The organism is Paraburkholderia sp. A1BS-2L, from assembly GCF_051125205.1.
Lineage (GTDB): Bacteria > Pseudomonadota > Gammaproteobacteria > Burkholderiales > Burkholderiaceae > Paraburkholderia.
This window is the reverse complement of sequence record NZ_CP120429.1, coordinates 313968-330576: the sequence shown is the minus strand read 5'-3', so window position 1 is coordinate 330576 and position 16609 is coordinate 313968. Positions and strand designations below refer to the sequence as shown.

The 16609-nt window shown below is 64.6% G+C and carries 14 protein-coding genes; 9 read left to right on the top strand and 5 right to left on the bottom strand.

The window, feature by feature from the left end; all coding sequences use genetic code 11:
• Positions 1-91 precede the first annotated feature (91 nt).
• Genes P5W98_RS16280 through P5W98_RS16270 form a run of 3 tightly spaced genes read left to right on the top strand, consistent with a single transcriptional unit; the run spans position 92 to position 6459 of the window.
• Positions 92-1795, top strand: coding sequence for an efflux RND transporter periplasmic adaptor subunit (locus P5W98_RS16280; protein ID WP_421026969.1), 1704 nt, complete (start codon positions 92-94; stop codon positions 1793-1795).
• 3 nt (positions 1796-1798) lie between these two features.
• Positions 1799-4960, top strand: coding sequence for an efflux RND transporter permease subunit (locus P5W98_RS16275; protein WP_421026970.1), 3162 nt, complete (start codon positions 1799-1801; stop codon positions 4958-4960).
• Between the two features lie 2 nt (positions 4961-4962).
• Positions 4963-6459: an efflux transporter outer membrane subunit gene (locus P5W98_RS16270; protein ID WP_421026971.1), complete on the top strand. Its 1497-nt coding sequence runs from the start codon at positions 4963-4965 to the stop codon at positions 6457-6459.
• Between the two features lie 17 nt (positions 6460-6476).
• Here P5W98_RS16270 and P5W98_RS16265 read toward each other — a convergent pair whose 3' ends face one another.
• Entirely contained in the window at positions 6477-6842 is a 366-nt protein-coding gene (locus P5W98_RS16265; protein ID WP_175196501.1) for a hypothetical protein, read from the bottom strand.
• A 355-nt stretch (positions 6843-7197) separates the two neighbouring features.
• Here P5W98_RS16265 and P5W98_RS16260 point away from each other — a divergent pair, with 355 nt between their 5' ends.
• Positions 7198-7854, top strand: a complete 657-nt coding sequence (locus tag P5W98_RS16260) for a peroxiredoxin (RefSeq protein WP_421026972.1) — start codon at positions 7198-7200, stop codon at positions 7852-7854.
• 122 nt (positions 7855-7976) lie between these two features.
• On the opposite strand, the gene P5W98_RS16255 is transcribed toward P5W98_RS16260, so the two are convergent.
• From P5W98_RS16255 to P5W98_RS16245, 3 genes are all read right to left on the bottom strand, one after another.
• Entirely contained in the window at positions 7977-8840 is an 864-nt protein-coding gene (locus P5W98_RS16255) for an ABC transporter permease (RefSeq protein WP_421026973.1), read from the bottom strand.
• Positions 8841-8886: 46 nt separating this feature from the next.
• The gene (locus P5W98_RS16250) at positions 8887-9681 is read right to left on the bottom strand and encodes an ABC transporter ATP-binding protein (RefSeq protein ID WP_421026974.1); all 795 of its coding nucleotides are present in this window, start codon (positions 9679-9681) and stop codon (positions 8887-8889) included.
• 85 nt (positions 9682-9766) lie between these two features.
• Complete coding sequence (locus tag P5W98_RS16245; protein WP_421026975.1) at positions 9767-10786, bottom strand: ABC transporter substrate-binding protein; 1020 nt, start codon at positions 10784-10786, stop codon at positions 9767-9769.
• A 203-nt stretch (positions 10787-10989) separates the two neighbouring features.
• Here P5W98_RS16245 and P5W98_RS16240 point away from each other — a divergent pair, with 203 nt between their 5' ends.
• From P5W98_RS16240 to P5W98_RS16230, 3 genes are all read left to right on the top strand, one after another.
• Positions 10990-11667: a response regulator gene (locus P5W98_RS16240; RefSeq protein ID WP_421026976.1), complete on the top strand. Its 678-nt coding sequence runs from the start codon at positions 10990-10992 to the stop codon at positions 11665-11667.
• 22 nt (positions 11668-11689) lie between these two features.
• On the top strand, positions 11690-13096 hold the full coding sequence (locus P5W98_RS16235) for a sensor histidine kinase (protein ID WP_421026977.1): 1407 nt from the start codon (positions 11690-11692) through the stop codon (positions 13094-13096).
• A gap of 106 nt (positions 13097-13202) precedes the next feature.
• Entirely contained in the window at positions 13203-13397 is a 195-nt protein-coding gene (locus P5W98_RS16230; protein ID WP_421026978.1) for a hypothetical protein, read from the top strand.
• Positions 13398-13439: 42 nt separating this feature from the next.
• Here P5W98_RS16230 and P5W98_RS16225 read toward each other — a convergent pair whose 3' ends face one another.
• Positions 13440-14276, bottom strand: a complete 837-nt coding sequence (locus P5W98_RS16225; protein WP_421073360.1) for an IclR family transcriptional regulator — start codon at positions 14274-14276, stop codon at positions 13440-13442.
• A gap of 319 nt (positions 14277-14595) precedes the next feature.
• On the opposite strand from P5W98_RS16225, the gene P5W98_RS16220 reads away from it, so the two are divergent.
• Together P5W98_RS16220 and P5W98_RS16215 are read left to right on the top strand one after the other, a co-directional pair.
• Positions 14596-15687, top strand: a complete 1092-nt coding sequence (locus P5W98_RS16220) for an ABC transporter ATP-binding protein (protein WP_421026980.1) — start codon at positions 14596-14598, stop codon at positions 15685-15687.
• Positions 15680-16597 (top strand): ABC transporter permease, encoded by a 918-nt coding sequence (locus P5W98_RS16215; RefSeq protein ID WP_421026981.1) that lies wholly within the window; start codon positions 15680-15682, stop codon positions 16595-16597. The genes P5W98_RS16220 and P5W98_RS16215 overlap by 8 nt, the downstream gene beginning before the upstream one ends.
• Positions 16598-16609: the final 12 nt, after the last annotated feature.

Here is a 16609-nt window from a genome sequence, read left to right as displayed (position 1 = left end):
TGGCGGCGCAGCATATTCGGCATATCCGGCATGACGGGATTCGTCCGGTGTTCGTCGGTCCAGCGCTGATCGTCGAAAACGGAGAAAAAGCATGACGAGCGGAATCAGGGTGGCACGGCTGTGCCTGTCCGTGGGAATGGCATTGGGGGTCGCTGCATGTCACGACAAGACGCCTGAGGCGTCGGCGCGGCCGCCTGCGAATGTGGACGTAATCAACGTCGCGATGCGCGACGTGCCAGTGGTATTCGATTACGTGGGGCAGACCGAGAGCTCGCAGCAAGTCGAGATACGCTCCCGCGTCAACGGCTTTCTTGAAAAGCGCATCTACGAAGAAGGTTCGCTGGTTCATCAGGGCGACGTAATGTTCCAGATGGACCGCAAGCCCTTCCAGGCCGCGCTCGATGCTGCGAACGCCGAATATGCGCGGCAAAAGGCGCGGCTCGACACGGCGCAGGCCAATCTGGCGCGTGTACGCCCGCTCGCGGCCAAGAATGCGCTGAGCCAGAAGGACCTCGACGATTCCGTGGGCCAGGAACGGGCTGCCGCGGCGGCGCTCGAACAGGCGCGCGCCAATGTCACGAGCGCAAAGCTGAATCTCGGCTACACCACGATCACGGCGCCCGTCACCGGGCTGTCGAGTTTTGCGAAGAAGCAGGACGGCTCCTATATCGACGCCACTAATAGTCTGCTCACCTACGTTGCGAAACTCGATCCCATGTGGATCAACTTCTCGCTTTCCGAAAACGAGATGCTGAGCCTGCGTTCGCAGGTGAAGAGCGGCGCGCTCAAGCTGCCGCAGATCGGCGAACTGGAGGCGGTGATCGTCCTCGCCGACGGCAGCGTGTATCCCGAGCGCGGCCGCATCAAGTTCGCCGACGCTTCCCTGAGCGAAGAGACGGGCACGTACATGATTCGCGCCGAAGTGAAGAATCCGACCGGCAGCTTGCGGCCGGGGCAGTTCGTGCGTATCAAGCTGCTGGGCGCCGATCGGGCGAACGCGGTGGCGGTGCCGCAGGTGGCCGTGCAGCAGGGGCCGCGCGGCGCATACGTGTGGACCGTGGATAAGGATGGCAAGGCGCAGCAGCGCGCGGTGGAAACCGGTGAATGGAACGGTAACGACTGGGTCATCAGTTCGGGGCTGCACGCGGGTGACCATGTCGTAATCGACAACACGCTCAAGCTGATGCCGGGCGCACCCGTGAAGGAAACGGTGGTACCCATGCCGTCGGACGAGGTGAAGATCGGCGGGCAGCCGGTTGGCGCGGCCGATGCCAATGGCGCGAACGCCGCCAACGCTGCCAGTGCCGCGGGCGGTTCGGGCGCGGGCAACACCGGTATGGCGGGTGCGGGCAGTGCCGGCGGCACGAATGCCAACGCGAAGGCGGCGACGGCGGCACAGGCGGCCAACGCGAAGGCAGGCGCCGGCGCGGCAGGCCAGACGAAGGCGTCCGCCGCCAATGCGAACGCAACCGGGCTGGCGCAGCTTTATTTCGCGCCGGGCAGCGCGAGCCTCGACGCCCAATCGGCCACGGCGCTCGCCGCGGTCGCACAGCGTCTTGCCGCATCGCCCGAGGCGCATGTGGTGATTTCGGGCTACGCCGATTCGAGCGGCTCCTACGCGAGCAACGAGCGCCTCGCCCATGCGCGCGCCTCGACCGTGCGCACGGCGCTGATCGTTGCGGGCGTGCAGGACGCGCGCATCGAGATGCGCAAGCCTGCGAAGGTCGTCGCGACGGACCCGGCCGACAAGTCCCGCCGCGTGGACGTAACGCTCTCGCCCGCAGCGGGAGGTTGAGCGATGAAGTTCTCGCACTTCTTCATCGACCGGCCGATTTTTTCGTCGGTCCTGTCGATCATCATCGTCCTCGCTGGCCTCGTGGCCATGTTCAACCTGCCGGTCGCGCAGTTTCCCGACATCGCGCCGCCGCAGATCACGGTGACAGCGACCTATCCGGGCGCGAGCGCCGACATCATCGCGCAGAACGTTGCCGCGCCCATCGAGCAGCAGGTGAACGGCGCGGACAACATGATGTACATGAACTCGTCGAGTTCCTCGACGGGCAACATGACGCTTACCGTGTTCTTCAACATCGGCACCGACCCCTCGCTCGCCCAGGTGGACGTGCAGAACCGGGTGAACCTTGCGTTGCCCACGCTGCCCGAGGCGGTCACGCAGCAGGGCGTTTCGGTGCAGAAGCGCTCGTCGGCGTTCATGATGGTGATTGCCGTTTATTCGCCGGATAACACGTTCGACCAGCAGTACGTCGCGAACTACGCGAATGTGTATGTGCTCGACGCCATCAAGCGTTTGCCGGGCGCGAACCAGTCGGCGATCCTCGGCTCCGCCGATTATGCGATGCGCGTCTGGGTCAAGCCGGACCGCATGGCCAAGCTCGGCATTACCGTGGGCGACGTGAAGAGCGCGGTTAGCGCGCAGAATCAGCAATTCTCGGCCGGCCGTCTCGGCCAGTCGCCAACCGGCGACCCGGTGCTGCAGACTTTCCCGGTATCGACTGGGAGCCGTCTCACCGACCCCTCCCAGTTCGACAACATCATCCTGCGCGCCAAGTCGGGCGATGCGGCTATCGTGCGCATCAAGGACATCGGCCATACCGAACTGGGTTCGAAGGACTACTCGATGCGCGGCCGCTACAACGGCAAGACGGCCACGCTGCTCGCGGTCTACCAGCAGCCGGGCGCCAACGCGCTGCAGGTTTCGAAGCAGGTGCGCGCCACGCTCGAGCAGTTGAGCAAGAGCTTCCCGGCCGGCCTCAAGTATGAAATCGCGCTCGACACGACGACGTTCGTGCACGAGTCGATCGACGAGGTGGTGAAGACGCTGCGCGATGCGGTGATCCTCGTGATCCTGGTGGTCTTCATGTTCCTGCAAAGCTTCCGCGCCACGCTGGTGCCGCTGCTGGCGGTGCCGGTGTCGATCGTGGGCGCGTTCATCGGCATGCTGGCGTTCGGCTTCTCGGTGAACATGCTCACGCTATTCGGCATGGTGCTCGCGATCGGCATTGTGGTGGACGACGCCATCGTCGTGATCGAGAACGTCGAGCGCAACATGACCGAGTTCAAGCTGCCGCCGAAGGAGGCGGCCAAGCGCGCCATGGACGAGGTGAGCGGCCCGGTGGTGGCGATCGTGCTCGTGCTGCTTGCCGTGTTCATCCCGGTTGCGTTCCTCTCGGGCATCACGGGTCAGCTCTACAAGCAGTTCGCCGTGACCATCGCGGTCTCGGTGGTGCTTTCGGGCATCGTCGCGCTTACGCTCTCGCCGGCGCTGGCCGCCATTCTGCTCAAGCCGGGCGAACACAAGAAGAACCGTTTCTTCACGTGGTTCAACGAGCGCTTCGAGCGGCTGACCGAAGGCTATGGCAAGTCGGTGCAGTCGGCCATTCGCCGCGTCACGCTCTCGATCTTGCTGATTGCCGTGATGTGCGCCGCCACCGGTCTGCTCTTCAAGAAGATCCCGACGTCGTTCGTGCCGGTCGAGGACCAGGGCTATCTGTTCGGCGCGGTCATCACGCCGGATGCCGCGAGTCTCGACCGTACCGGAGACGTTTCGAAGCGCGCCGAAGACTGGTTCATGAAGCAGCCAGCGGTGAAGGCCGTGGCCGCGCCGATCGGCTACAGCCTGATCGACGGGCAATACAAGGCCAACGCCGGCACGCTGTTCGTCACGCTCAAGGACTTCCATGATCGCGGCAAGAACGGCTCGGCCAGCGACCTCATCACCGCGGCCAGTCGCGCGTTCGCGAGTTTCAAGGACGGTGTGGTGATACCGGTCAATCCGCCTTCGATCCCCGGCCTCGGCACGACGGGGGGATTCGAGTTCTGGGTGCAGACCACTGGCGACGGCAGCTATCAGCAGCTCGAAGAGAAGGTGCGCCAGGTGATTGCGAAGGCGCGCCAGAATCCGGCGCTGCGCAGCGTCAACTCGACCATCGACACGAACTCGCGGCAATTGCTCGTGGAAGTGGACCGCGAGCGCGCCGAATCGCAGGGCGTGGCGGTGCAGGACGTCTATGACGCATTGCAGACGATGTTCGGATCGTCGTACGTGAGCCAGTTCCCGAAGGGCAGCCGCCTCTTCCAGGTGATCGTTCAGGCCGAGCCGCAATACCGCCTGCGTCCGCAGGACATCCAGCAGCTCTACGTGCGTAACCGCTCCGGAGACATGGTGCCGATCAAGGCCGTCACGACCTACAAGTTCGTGAACGGCGCGGACATCGTCAACCGCTTCAACAACTTCCCGGCCGCCAAGATCACGGGCGACGCCGCGCCCGGCCATAGCTCGGGTGAAGCGATCGCGGCGATGGAGGAGATTGCGAACGAGGTGCTGGGCGACGGCTACAGCTTCGCGTGGAGCGGCCAGGCCTACGAGGAAAAGACCGCCGGCTCGACGGCGGGGCTCGTGTTCGGCTTCGCGCTGCTGATGGTGTTCCTGATTCTCGCCGCGCAGTACGAGAAGTGGTCGCTGCCGGTCGGCGTGCTGCTGGCGGTGCCGTTCGCGGTGTTCGGCGCGCTCGTGGGCATTCTGATCCGCGGCATGGAAGACGACGTGTACTTCCAGATCGGCCTCACGGTGCTGATCGCGCTCGCGGCAAAGAACGCTATTCTGATCTTCGAGTTCGCCGTGGAAATGCGCGAGAAGGAGGGCATGTCGCCGTACGAGGCGGCCCTGCACGCCGCGAAGCTGCGTCTGCGGCCGATCATCATGACCTCGCTGGCGTTCATTCTCGGCTGCGTGCCGCTCGCCATCGCCAGCGGGGCGTCGGCGGCAAGCCGCCGCTCGCTCGGCACCGGCGTGGTGTTCGGCATGCTCGGCGCCACGCTGATTGCGCTGTTCTTCATTCCGATGTTCTTCTGGGGTCTCGAAACGCTCTCGTCGCGCAAAAAACCCACAGCCGAACCGGACTTGCCGCCGCCGGCGGCGCCGCCCGCGCAGGAGGGTTGAACATGAGCCCGAAAATCATGCGCGCGGCGAAACCCGCATTGAAGCCTGCCTTGAAATTCGCGTTGAAGCCTGCATTGAAACCGATCTTCATCGCCGCGAGCACGCTCTGGCTCGCGGCCTGCGCAGTGGGCCCCGACTACCATCGGCCCACGGTGGACACGCCGTCCACCTACCGGTTCGCATCGTCCGATGCGGAAGTGGTCGATACGTCGCTCGACTGGTGGAAGCAGTTCAACGACCCCGTCCTCGACGATCTGGTCACGAAGGCGCTGGCGCAGAACAAGGATCTCGGCATTGCGGCGGCACGCGTCGAAGAGTATTACGGCCGCTATGTCGTCGCGCGCTCCGGACTGTTCCCGCAAGTGAGCGTGAATTTCGGCGGCTCGCGCAGCCGTGGCGTGCCCGCGCCCGGCTATCCGCCGCTGGTCGGCAATCAGGTGCAGCTTCAGGGCGTGGCGTCGTGGGAGCTCGACTTGTTCGGGCGCCTGCGCCGTCTGACCGAAGCCGCGCGCGCCGAGTATCTCGCCACCCAATCGGCGCAACAGGCGACCCGCATTGCGCTGATCGCCAATGTCGCGACGGCCTATCTGCAACTGCGCGACTACGACAATCAACTGGTGATTGCGCAGGAGACGCTCAAGAGCCGCGACGACTCGGTCAAGCTGTTCGAGGAGCGCTTCGGGGGCGGCGTGGTCTCGAAGCTGCAACTGAGCCAGGCGCGCTCCGAATACGAATCCGCGCAGGCATCGGTCTATTCGATCCAGAAGCAGATCGCGCAGCAGGAGGACGCGATTTCCTTGCTGCTCGGCCAGAATCCGGGGCCGATTCCGCGCGGCAAATCCATCTCGCAGCTTGCCGTGCCGGCGATACCGGCGGGGTTGCCGTCGTCGCTGCTGGAGCGCCGCCCCGATATTCAGCAAGCCGAGCAGACGCTCATCGCGGCCAATGCGCAGATTGGCGCCGCTCGCGCGCAGTACTTCCCGGAGATCTCGCTCACGGGCATGTTCGGCGCGGCCAGCACGGCGTTATCCGGTCTCTGGACCGGGCCTGCGCGGGTATGGTCGTTCGCGGGCGCGGTTTCGCAGCCGATCTTCCAGGGAGGCGCGATCGCGGGCTCCGTGCATTCGGCCGAGGCCGCGCACCAGGAAGCGCTGCTGAACTACGAGCAGACGATTCAGCAGGCCTTCGCGGATGTCGAGAACTCATTGGTGGGCGCCGCGCGTGCGCACGATCAGCTCGAGGCCACCACGCGCGAGGTGGACGCGCTTGCGCAGTACGCATCGCTTTCACGCGATCTCTACGAGGGCGGCTACACGAGCTATCTGGAAGTGCTCGATGCCGAGCGCAGCCTGTTCGCAGCGCAAATCCAGCAATCGCAGTTGCAGGATCAGCGGCTCGCGGAGGTCGTGAACCTCTACAAGGCGCTCGGCTACGGGTGGACGCCGCCGGCACAGGCGGGTGCGAGCCAGGCTCCGCAACATCCCGCGCCGCAGTCCTGACGCGCGGGGGTGGCGAGTCAGTCGGGGGAACTGCGGTCTGCGAGCGCGAGCTCGCAGTCCTTCAGTACCTGCATGACGAGCTTGGCCTGATAGTTGAGGTCGTCGGTGTCGAGAATTTCCTCGACGGCGTCGCGCGCCCAGGTGGCGTCGACGAACCATGCGTGCTGTCTGGCGATTTCCTGGGCGATCGCGGTCAGCCGCGCGATCGCGAGCCAGTCGGCTTCACGCGCGTGGCGGTCGAGCCACTTGTGCGCTGCCTGCACGTGAAAAGCCGCGTTGGGCCAGGTTTCGTTGAGGTAGTAGGCTCCGAGGCTCCCGCAGGTGAGCCAGCAGAGCAGCTCCACGCGGTCGCGTGGGCTCAGATGGTGGCGTACATCACTCATGGCGACGCTCGCGAAGGTGACAGAGTTCGATTGACGGGCACATGCGCGCTACGACTCCGGGATTCCACAATATCATGCCTGGCTCAAGCTCGTTGGAGCAATAGACGTGCCGCGCGCGCAGTCTACGGGAATAGCGTCGCCTGGCTGCGGGTGGTATGCAAACCAGGACTGACACCAGGCTGAAATCAAACTGCACCCGGTCCCAATCCCGCCACGCCTTGGTCGCGCCCCATATCGCCGAACGCCACTTCAACAAATCGCAAAACCGTCCGCTGGACTTCCTAAAATCAAGAGTCGAGAACACGCCTTGCACGACCGCGAGGCGCTGTAGTGCAACCACCCATGGAGGCTCGAGATGACCATTCGTCTAGGAGAAGATGCACCCGATTTCACTGCGGAAACGACCGAAGGACCGATTCGTTTTCACGAATGGATTGGCGATCATTGGGCCATTCTGTTCTCCCATCCGAAGGATTTCACGCCCGTCTGCACGACCGAGCTCGGCTACATGGCCCGGCTCAAACCCGAATTCGACAAGCGCAATACGCGCATCATCGGCCTGAGCGTGGATCCGGTGAGCGACCACCAGAAATGGGTCAAGGACATCGAGGAGACGCAGGGCAACGCGGTCAACTATCCGCTGATCGGCGATGCGGACCTCAACGTCGCCAAGCTCTACGACATGATTCATCCGAACGCGAGCGGCGGCGCGCCGCGCACGGCGGTCGACAATGCCACGGTGCGCTCGGTGTTCATCATCGGGCCGGACAAGAAGGTGAAGGCCATGCTCGTATATCCGATGAGCTCGGGCCGCAATTTCGATGAAGTGCTGCGTTTGCTCGATTCATTGCAACTAACTGCCAAGCACACGGTGGCCACGCCTGTAAACTGGAAGCCGGGCGAAGACGTGATCATCCCGACTTCGGTGTCGGACGATGCGGCCAAACAGAAGTACCCGCAGGGCTTCAAGACGCTCAAGCCGTATCTGCGCACGGTCGAGCAGCCCAAGTAGCGCGGGGTTTTCGGGGGTAGCGGAGTGGTAAAAAAAGCGGCGCACAAAGGTGCGCCGCGAATGACAGGCCGGAGGATATCAGCCTCTCGCGCCCGGACAGCCTTGACAGGAGACGATCAGAATCAGTTCGTGGAGGTGGGCCGCCATTTGAGCAGACGATGCTCCACGGCGGTGAGCAGGTAGTCGGCCATCAGCGCGACTACCGCGAGCACGATCATCGCCGCGAACACGCCGCTCGCGTTGAACGCGCCTTGCGCGGTCGAGATCAGCAGACCGATGCCTTGCCTGGAGCCCAGGAATTCGCCCACCACGGCGCCCACCAGCGCGAAGCCGAAGCTCACGTGCAGGCTCGCGAGAATCCACGAAAGCGCCGAGGGGATCACCACCGACGTGGTCACCTGGCGGCGCGATGCGCCGAGGATCTGCGCATTGGCGATCATGTAGCGGTCCGCTTCGCGCACGCCCTGGAACGCATTGGCGAATACCACGAAGAACACCATCACCACGGCGAGCGCCACCTTCGACGCCATGCCGAGTCCCAGCGCGATCACGAACACCGAGCCCAGCACCACGCGCGGAATCGAGTTGGCGATCTTGATGTAGAGGCTGAAGACGTCGGAGAGCAGCTTGTTGCGGCCCAGCACGATGCCGCAGAACACGCCGCCGATCGAGCCGATGATGAAGCCGAGCCCGGTTTCCTCGAGCGTGACCCAGACCTGGGTGAGCAGCGGGCCTTGCGAGGTGCCGTTCACGAACCAGTCGACGATTTGCTCGAAGATCAGCGAGGGCATCGAGAAGAAGAACGGGTCGATCCATTTATGACGCGCGGCCAGTTCCCAGCCGCCGAGCACGACGACGAGCACCAGAATGCGCAGGCCGATCACGAGCGCATGGCGCTGGCGGATGCGGCGCTGCGCGGCGCGCTCGACGGCGTCGAGCGAGGCCGCGTCGATGCCTTGCGGCAAGGTTTGTTGCGGGGTGGACATGAGCGAGCGCTCCAGCTTGCTTGATGTTTTGGCCAATTCGACCGGGTTAGCCGATCTGCACTTCTTCGCGCAGGTCGTGCCAGATATCGCGCGACAGCTCGACGAAGTGCGGTGCGTAGCGGATTTCCGAGGTGATGCGCGGGCGCGGCAAGTCGATCTCGTACACCTTCTTGAGCGTCGCGGGCCGCGCCGTGAGCACGAACACGCGGTCGGCCAGCGCAATCGCTTCTTCGAGGTCATGCGTGACGAACACCACCGAGCCCGTGCCGCCCCACAGTTGCAGCAGTTCGTCCTGCATCAGCGTGCGCGTTTGCATGTCGAGCGCCGAGAACGGCTCGTCCATCAGCAGGATTTCGGGCTTGTTGATGAAGGTCTGCGCGAGCGCGACGCGCTTGCGCATGCCGCCGGAAAGCTGATGCGGATAGTGCTTGCCGAACTTGTCGAGGCCGACGCGGCGCAGCCATTCGTTCGCCTCGTCGTAGGCCGCCGATTTCGAGCGGCCGCGAAACAGCGGGCCGGCGGCCACGTTGTCGAGCACCGAGCGCCACGGAAACACGGCGTCGGCCTGAAACACGAAGCCGATGCGCGGATCGATGCCGTTCACGGGCGCGCCCATCACGCGCACTTCGCCCGTGGTGGGCTTGAGCAGGCCCGTGATCATGCTGAGCGTGGTGGACTTGCCGCAGCCCGTGGGACCGACGATGGCAACGAACTCCCCACGGGCGACCGCCATGCTGAAATCGCGCAGGGCGAGCGTCGCCTTGCCGTCGGGAGAGATGAAGCGGCACGATACGTTGCGCAGCTCGATGGCCGGCGTGCCTTGCGCGTGGAGGGAGCTCATGCTTCGTTGCCTCGGTAGTGCTTCGTCGATGGTGCGTGGTCGATAGGGTGTTGATGCAGCGTCGATGTCGATTTGCGTGGCGGCGTTACTTTGCCGCCGTGGCGGTCGCGGCCGGCAGATAATCGTTCGAGTACGTCTTCGCGAGATCGATATGCTTGCCCTTGACCGAAGGGTTGAAGGCGGAAAGCACCTTGAGCACGGTCTCCGGACCATCGGCGGGCATGCGGCCGTCCTTCGTGAACATCGGCAGCGAAGCGGCCAGCGCCTTTACATAGAGATCCTTATTACTGCCGTAGTAATCCTTCGGCATTTTCTCCGCGATCTCCTCGGCCTTATGCGTCGCGATGAAGTTGAGCGTGCGCGAGAACGCATGCGCGAGCTTGGTGGCTTCGTCCTTGTGCGACTGCGCCCAGGCGCGCTGCACATAAAAGCTCGATGCCGGGTAGGTGCCGCCCAGCGCGGTGCGCGTGCCGTCGAGCGTGCGCATGTCCACCAGCACCTTGGCGTCGCCGGTCTGCAAGAGGCGCGAGACGGTGGGCTCGGTCGTCATGCCCGCGTCGATGCGGTTCTGCTTCATCGCGGCGATGAAGGTGGCGTCGGCGCCCACGGGCAGCAGCGTGTACTGGTTCGAGGCAATGCCGGCGCGCTGCGCGAGGTATTGCGTGAGGAAGCTCGTGGACGAGCCCAGACCCGTCACCCCGAGCGTCTTGCCCTTGACGTCGGCCATGCTCTTGATCGTGCCGGCCGCCGCGTTCGACACCATCTCCACTTCGCCCGGCACCTGGCCGAAGATCACCAGCGTCTGGACTTCCTTGCCCTTGCTTTGCAGATCGATGGTGTGGTCGTAGAAGCCCACCACGCCCTGCACGGCGCCCGCGAGCAGCTCGTTCTCGGCGTCCACGCCGGCCGGCTGCGACTGGATTTCCACGTCGAGCCCTTCGTCCTTGAAGTAGCCGAGCTGCTCGGTCAGCTTGGCGGGCAGGTAGATGATTTTGGTTGCGCCGCCCACCATGATGGTGATCTTTTCCGCGTGCGCGGCGGCGGAGGTGGCGGCGAGGGCGAAAGCGACACTCGATACGGCGGCGATCTGGCGCAACGTGGGCATCGTGGAGTCTCCTTGAGTATGGCGCGAGGCCTCGCGGGCCGCGCTTTTTTGATGGATGCGGCCGATTATAGAAACGCTAACCTTTCTGCCAGCCTTCGATACCCCTTCACGAACGTCCGTGTTAACCCGCAAGGCGGCCATGCTCGCGGGGCGGCACAATCCGGCACAATCGCCGCACACGGTTTCCATCCAACGCCCCGCCCATGAAGCTGTTGCTCATCGAAGACAACCCCACGCTCGCTCACTGGCTCGTCAAGACGCTGGTGGAGCAGGGCTTTGCCTGCGATGCGGTGCAGGACGGCGATGCCGCCGATTCGCTCCTGCGCACCAATGCCTACGATGTCGTGCTGCTCGACCTGAACCTGCCGAAGCTTTCGGGCAAGAACGTGCTGCGGCGGCTGCGCCAGCGCGGCGACGCCACGCCGGTGATGGTGCTCACGGCGAGCGGATCGATCGACGAAAAGGTGGAACTGCTGGGCAGCGGCGCCGACGACTATCTCGTCAAGCCCTTCGAAGTGCGCGAACTGGTGGCGCGCGTCAAGGTGCTGATCCGGCGGCAGACGCCGGCGCGCGCCAACGAAGTCAGTTGCGGCGACCTCGTCTTCGACATCAACACGGGGCGGTTCACGCTCGACGGCGCGCCGCTCAACGTGACGCCGCGCGAGCGCACCGTGCTCGAAGCGCTGATGCTGCGTCTGAACAAGACCGTCTCGAAGTCCGCGCTGGCCGACGCGATCTTCACGCTCGCCGACGATCCGAGCGAAGACGCCATCGAGATCTACGTGTCGCGGCTGCGCAAGAAACTCGAAGGCAGCTCGGCCACGATCGTCACGCTGCGCGGCCTCGGCTATTTGCTGCGCAAGCGCGACGAAGTGGCTTGAGGCATGACGAGGAACCCGCGCGATGACGAGTAGCCTGCGCATCCGGCTGTTGTGGTGGATGCTGGTGCCGCTCGGCCTGTATGTGATTTTCACGACCACCTACGAGTATCGCGCGGCGCGCCACACCGCCGATCTCGTGCAGGACGGAAGGCTGCTTTCGTCTGCTCGCATGCTTGCGGGTTCGGTGGAGTGGAGCGACGGCGCGCTGCGCGCGAACGTGCCGCCGGCGGCGCTCGAGCTTTTCGCGTCGCCGCAGCGCGATCAGGTGTTCTACCACGTCAGCGTGGAAGATGGCCCGCTGCTCGCGGGCATGCCCGATTTTCCGGCTGCGGGAACGGCGCCCGCCGTCGACGCGCCGGTCTGGTACGACGCCGCGCTGCACGGCGAGGCGCTGCGCGCAGTGAGCGTGCTGCGCTCGATGTACGACAACGGCCGCGTCTGGCGCGTGCGCGTTTCGGTGGGCAAGACGGAGCATTCGCGCGACGCCATGACGACGGCTTTGTGGCGGCCCCAGCTCGCGCGCCAGATCGGCATGGTGCTGCTGGCGGTGGCGCTGGCGTGCATCGGCCTCACGTTCGAGCTGCGTCCGCTCATGAAGCTCAAGAACGAGGTCGCCGACCGCGATCCGATGCACCTCGTGCCGATTCGCTCCGAGGGGCTGCATGCGGAGCTGCGGCCCGTGGTGGATGCGATCAACCAGTGCATCGCGCGCCTCGGTGCGCAGAACGCCGCGCAACGGCGCTTTATCGCCGATGCATCGCATCAGTTGCGCACGCCGCTTACGCTGCTGGGCACGCAATTGCAGTACGCGTGCTCGCAGGGGACGCTGGATCCGGCGCTTGCCGAGGTTTTCGCGGCCATGCGCGAGAGCAATCGGTCGATGGTGGCGCTGACAAACAAGCTGCTGTTGCTGGCGCAGGCCGAGGCGTTCGACACCGCGCAGCGGCCTGGCGTGCCCGTGGATATGGCACAACTCGCGCACGAGGCCGTGGAGGGGCTCGTGATGCTGGCTCAGGCGCGCGACATCGACCTCGGCGCGGAACTGCATGGCGCGGCGCTCGTTTCGGGGCACCGCGAACTGCTGCGCGCGATGGTGAGCAACCTCGTGGATAACGCGCTGCGCTATACGCAGCCTGGAGGCCGCGTCACCGTGGGCGTGCAGTCGCGCGAGGACGCGGTGACGCTAGAGGTGCTCGACGACGGACCCGGCATTCCCGCCGAAGCGCGTGCCCGCGTGTTCGAGCCGTTCTTCAGGGCGGCATCGGACACGGAGGGCACGGGGCTCGGCCTCGCAATCGTGCGCGAGATCGTGCATTCGCACGGTGGCGAAGTCGGCCTGGATGCGGGCGCGAACGGACGCGGCGTGCGTGCGCGCGTGCGGCTCGCGCGGTTGCGCGAGCCGCGGCAGGAGAAGGTTATCGAAACGTAAGCACGCCAGGCACTTGCGCCCAGTCGATCGGCGTGGGCGATTCGTGCAATTTTATTCGACGCGAGACAACAGCATCCCCGCGCAGCGCGCGCGAGGCGTGGTCTTCATGACGTGCCATAACGCCATCTGGGAGCTCGCGGAAACATTGCACGAAGACTGCACGAAGCGGGCCATAACCCCGACAAGCATCGCAATCGATGCGCTGGCTGCCGATCTGACCAACCATGTCATTCCAGAAGCCATCGTGGCACCAGGCATCATGGCAACCGTGCTCGAGCTTCGGCAGTTGGGCTTTTATTGAAATGATGGTCTGCCGGGGCGGCTTTAGCCAGGAGGATACCGCTTACGCCAATGGCTGTGTCGTCATCGCGCGCGTGAGTCCGTGCATGGGCCGGCGCACCGCCACGTCGAACGGATTGGTCTGGGGGCCGATGATCTCCGCCTGACGTTTGAGCAATTCGACGATTGTCGGCAAGCGCTCCTCGGTCAAGCGAGCAGCCAGCGTGCCGACGCTCAGCGCGCCCACTGCGCAACCGTTGCGGTCGAGGATGGGCACGGCCACGCCTGCCATGCCCTCCAGCACGCCGGTATTGCGCCCCGCGTAGCCGAGCTTGCGCACGCGCTCGATCTCCGTGCGCAGATAGACCTCGTCGAGCACGCCATAGCTGCGCAGGCGCGGCACGTTGAACCGGATGATCTCCTCACGCTCGGCCTCGGGCTGAAAAGCGAGAATCGCGAGGCTGCCCTGGCCCACGCCCAGCGCGACGCGCCCGCCGATGTCGCCCGTGAACGAACGGATCGGAAACGGCCCTTCGCACATGTCGAGGCACACTGCATCGAAGCTGCTTTTCACGAGCAGAAAGATCGTGTCGCCAAGGCTTGCGCACAGGCGCAACAACGCGGGGCGGCACAGCGTGCGCATGCCGCTCGGATTGCCGGCCTGCGCGGCCATTGCAAAGAAGTCCACGCTCAGGCGATAGCGCTTCGTGCCTTCATCCTGCTCGACCACGCCCTCGGCAATCAGCCCCTGCAGCAGGCGGTGCACCGTTGCCGGCGTGAGGCCGACGGCCTTGGCGAGCGTTGTTACGCGGCTGCCTTGCGCCTCGCTTTCTCCCAGCGTGCGGATCACCGCGAATGCGCGTTGCAGGACGCCCGCGCCGCGGGCGTCGTCGCTTTGCATGCCACTTTTCTCTTCCATTGCTGTTGCGTCTCTGTCGATTTATTCCATTCAGCGGAATATCTGGCCGGTAACCATACGGTTTGATGCGCTGTCTGAATCCGTGTGCCGCAGCCTGTGCGGATTTGCTTGTGAGCATTCATTCAGGGATTTCCCGATGATCGCCTGATGAAATGACGTGGCCGTGAGTTCGTCAATATATTCCATTAAACGGAATATAAGACAAATCTCTATCATTCATTGGAATTTTAAATTGACGGTCGAAAATTTGGCTAGCTAGAGTCGCTTCAACGCAATGCGATCGATTCAGGAAGGCCAGACCATGTCGTTCCTCACGTTGACGGATGTGTCGAAATCGTTCGGCGACTTGCAGGCGGTCGCCGATATCAACCTGTCGGTGGAAAAGGGCGAATTCGTGTCGCTGCTCGGCCCCTCGGGCTGCGGCAAAACCACGACGCTGCAGATGATTGCCGGCTTCGTGGAGGCCACGCACGGCCGCATCACGCTCGATGGCCGCGACATCACCCACATGCCGCCGAACAAGCGCGGCCTCGGCATCGTGTTCCAGAGCTACGCGCTGTTTCCGCACATGAGCGTCGAGCAGAACGTGAGCTTCGGCCTGGAGATGCGCGGCGTCGAGAAGGCCGAGCGCAAGGCGCGCATCCACGAGGCGCTTGCGCTGGTGCGTCTCGATGCCTATGCGCACCGCTTTCCGCGCGAACTCTCGGGCGGCCAGCGCCAGCGCGTGGCGATCGCGCGTGCGATCGTGATTGCGCCGCCGGTGCTGCTGCTCGACGAGCCGATGTCCAATCTCGACGCCAAGTTGCGCGAGGAGATGCAGTTCGAGTTGCGCGCGATTCAGCGCAAGATCGGCACGACCACGCTGATGGTCACTCACGATCAGTCGGAGGCGCTTTCGATCAGCGACCGCGTGGTCGTGATGGAGCATGGGCGCATCACGCAGGTCGATACGCCGTATCGCGCCTACGAACGCCCCGAGAACGACTTCGTCTCGCAGTTCATCGGCAAGGCCAACATGCTCGCGGGCCGCATCGTCGCGCGCGAGGGCGACACGATCCGCGTCGATCTCGGCAACGACCTCGCGGAGACGGGCTCGATGGCGCAGTTGCCCGAGCGCGCTCGGGCGGTAGGCGTGGGCGACGCGATCACGCTGTGCATCCGCCCCGAAAAGCTCAAGCTGTGCGCAAGCGGCTCGGGACGTCTCGCGGGCCGCGTGACGAGCCGCTTCTTCCTCGGCAGCCAGTGGCTCTACCGGCTCGACAGCCGTGCCGGAGAGATGCTCGTGTGCTGCCAGAACGAAGGCAATGAGCCGCTTGCGGAAGGCGACCAGGTGGGCATCGACTGGCATAGCGACGCGATTCGCTTCATCCGGCAGGACGGCCCCCATGTCTAGCACGCTTCCCGCTTCTCAACCCACTCCGCAACGCGCGCCGCGCGCCACGGCACACGGGGGCTGGCAGGCTTATCTGCCGCTGTGGCTCATGAGCGCGCCCGCGCTGTTGCTCTTCGCCGCGCTCGTGCTCGTGCCGCTCGCCATGACGTTCGCGCTGACTTTCTACCGTTTCGATCCGTCGAGCGGCCCAGTCGCCGCATTCGATCTGCACAACTATGTAGAGGTGCTCGGCTCGTCGTACTTCCATACGATCTTCCTGCGCACCTTCGGCATTGCCGCGTTGACCACGCTGCTGTGCGTCGTGATCGGCACGCCCGAGGCCTACATTCTCTCGCGCATGCAGGATCCGTGGCGCTCGCTATTCCTGCTCGTGATTCTTGCGCCGCTGCTCGTTTCGGTGGTGGTGCGCGCGTTTGGCTGGAGCATGCTGCTCAACACGAACGGCCTCGTGAACCAGTTCTTCGGCCTGTTCGGCGCGGGGCCCTTCAAGCTCGAATACACGACCTTCGCGATCGTCATTGCGCTCGTGCACGTGATGCTGCCGTTCATGGTGATTCCCGTGTGGACCTCGCTGCAGCGGCTCGATCCGCAAACGGAGCATGCGGCGCTCTCGCTGATGGCGTCGCCCGCCACCACGCTGCGCCGCATCGTGCTGCCGCAACTGTTGCCCGGCATTCTCTCGGGCAGCCTCATGGTGTTCGGCCTCTCGGCAAGCGCGTTCGCGATTCCGGGCCTGCTGGGCGGCAGGCGCCTGAAAGTGGCGGCGACCGCCGTCTACGACCAGTTCCTCAGTTCGATGAACTGGCCGCTCGGCGCAACGATCGCCGTGCTCCTGCTGGTCGCGAATCTGGTGGTGATGCTCACGTACTACCGCGTGCTCGAGCGCCGCTACGCCCGCAGCATGGGCTGATGTTCCTGCATC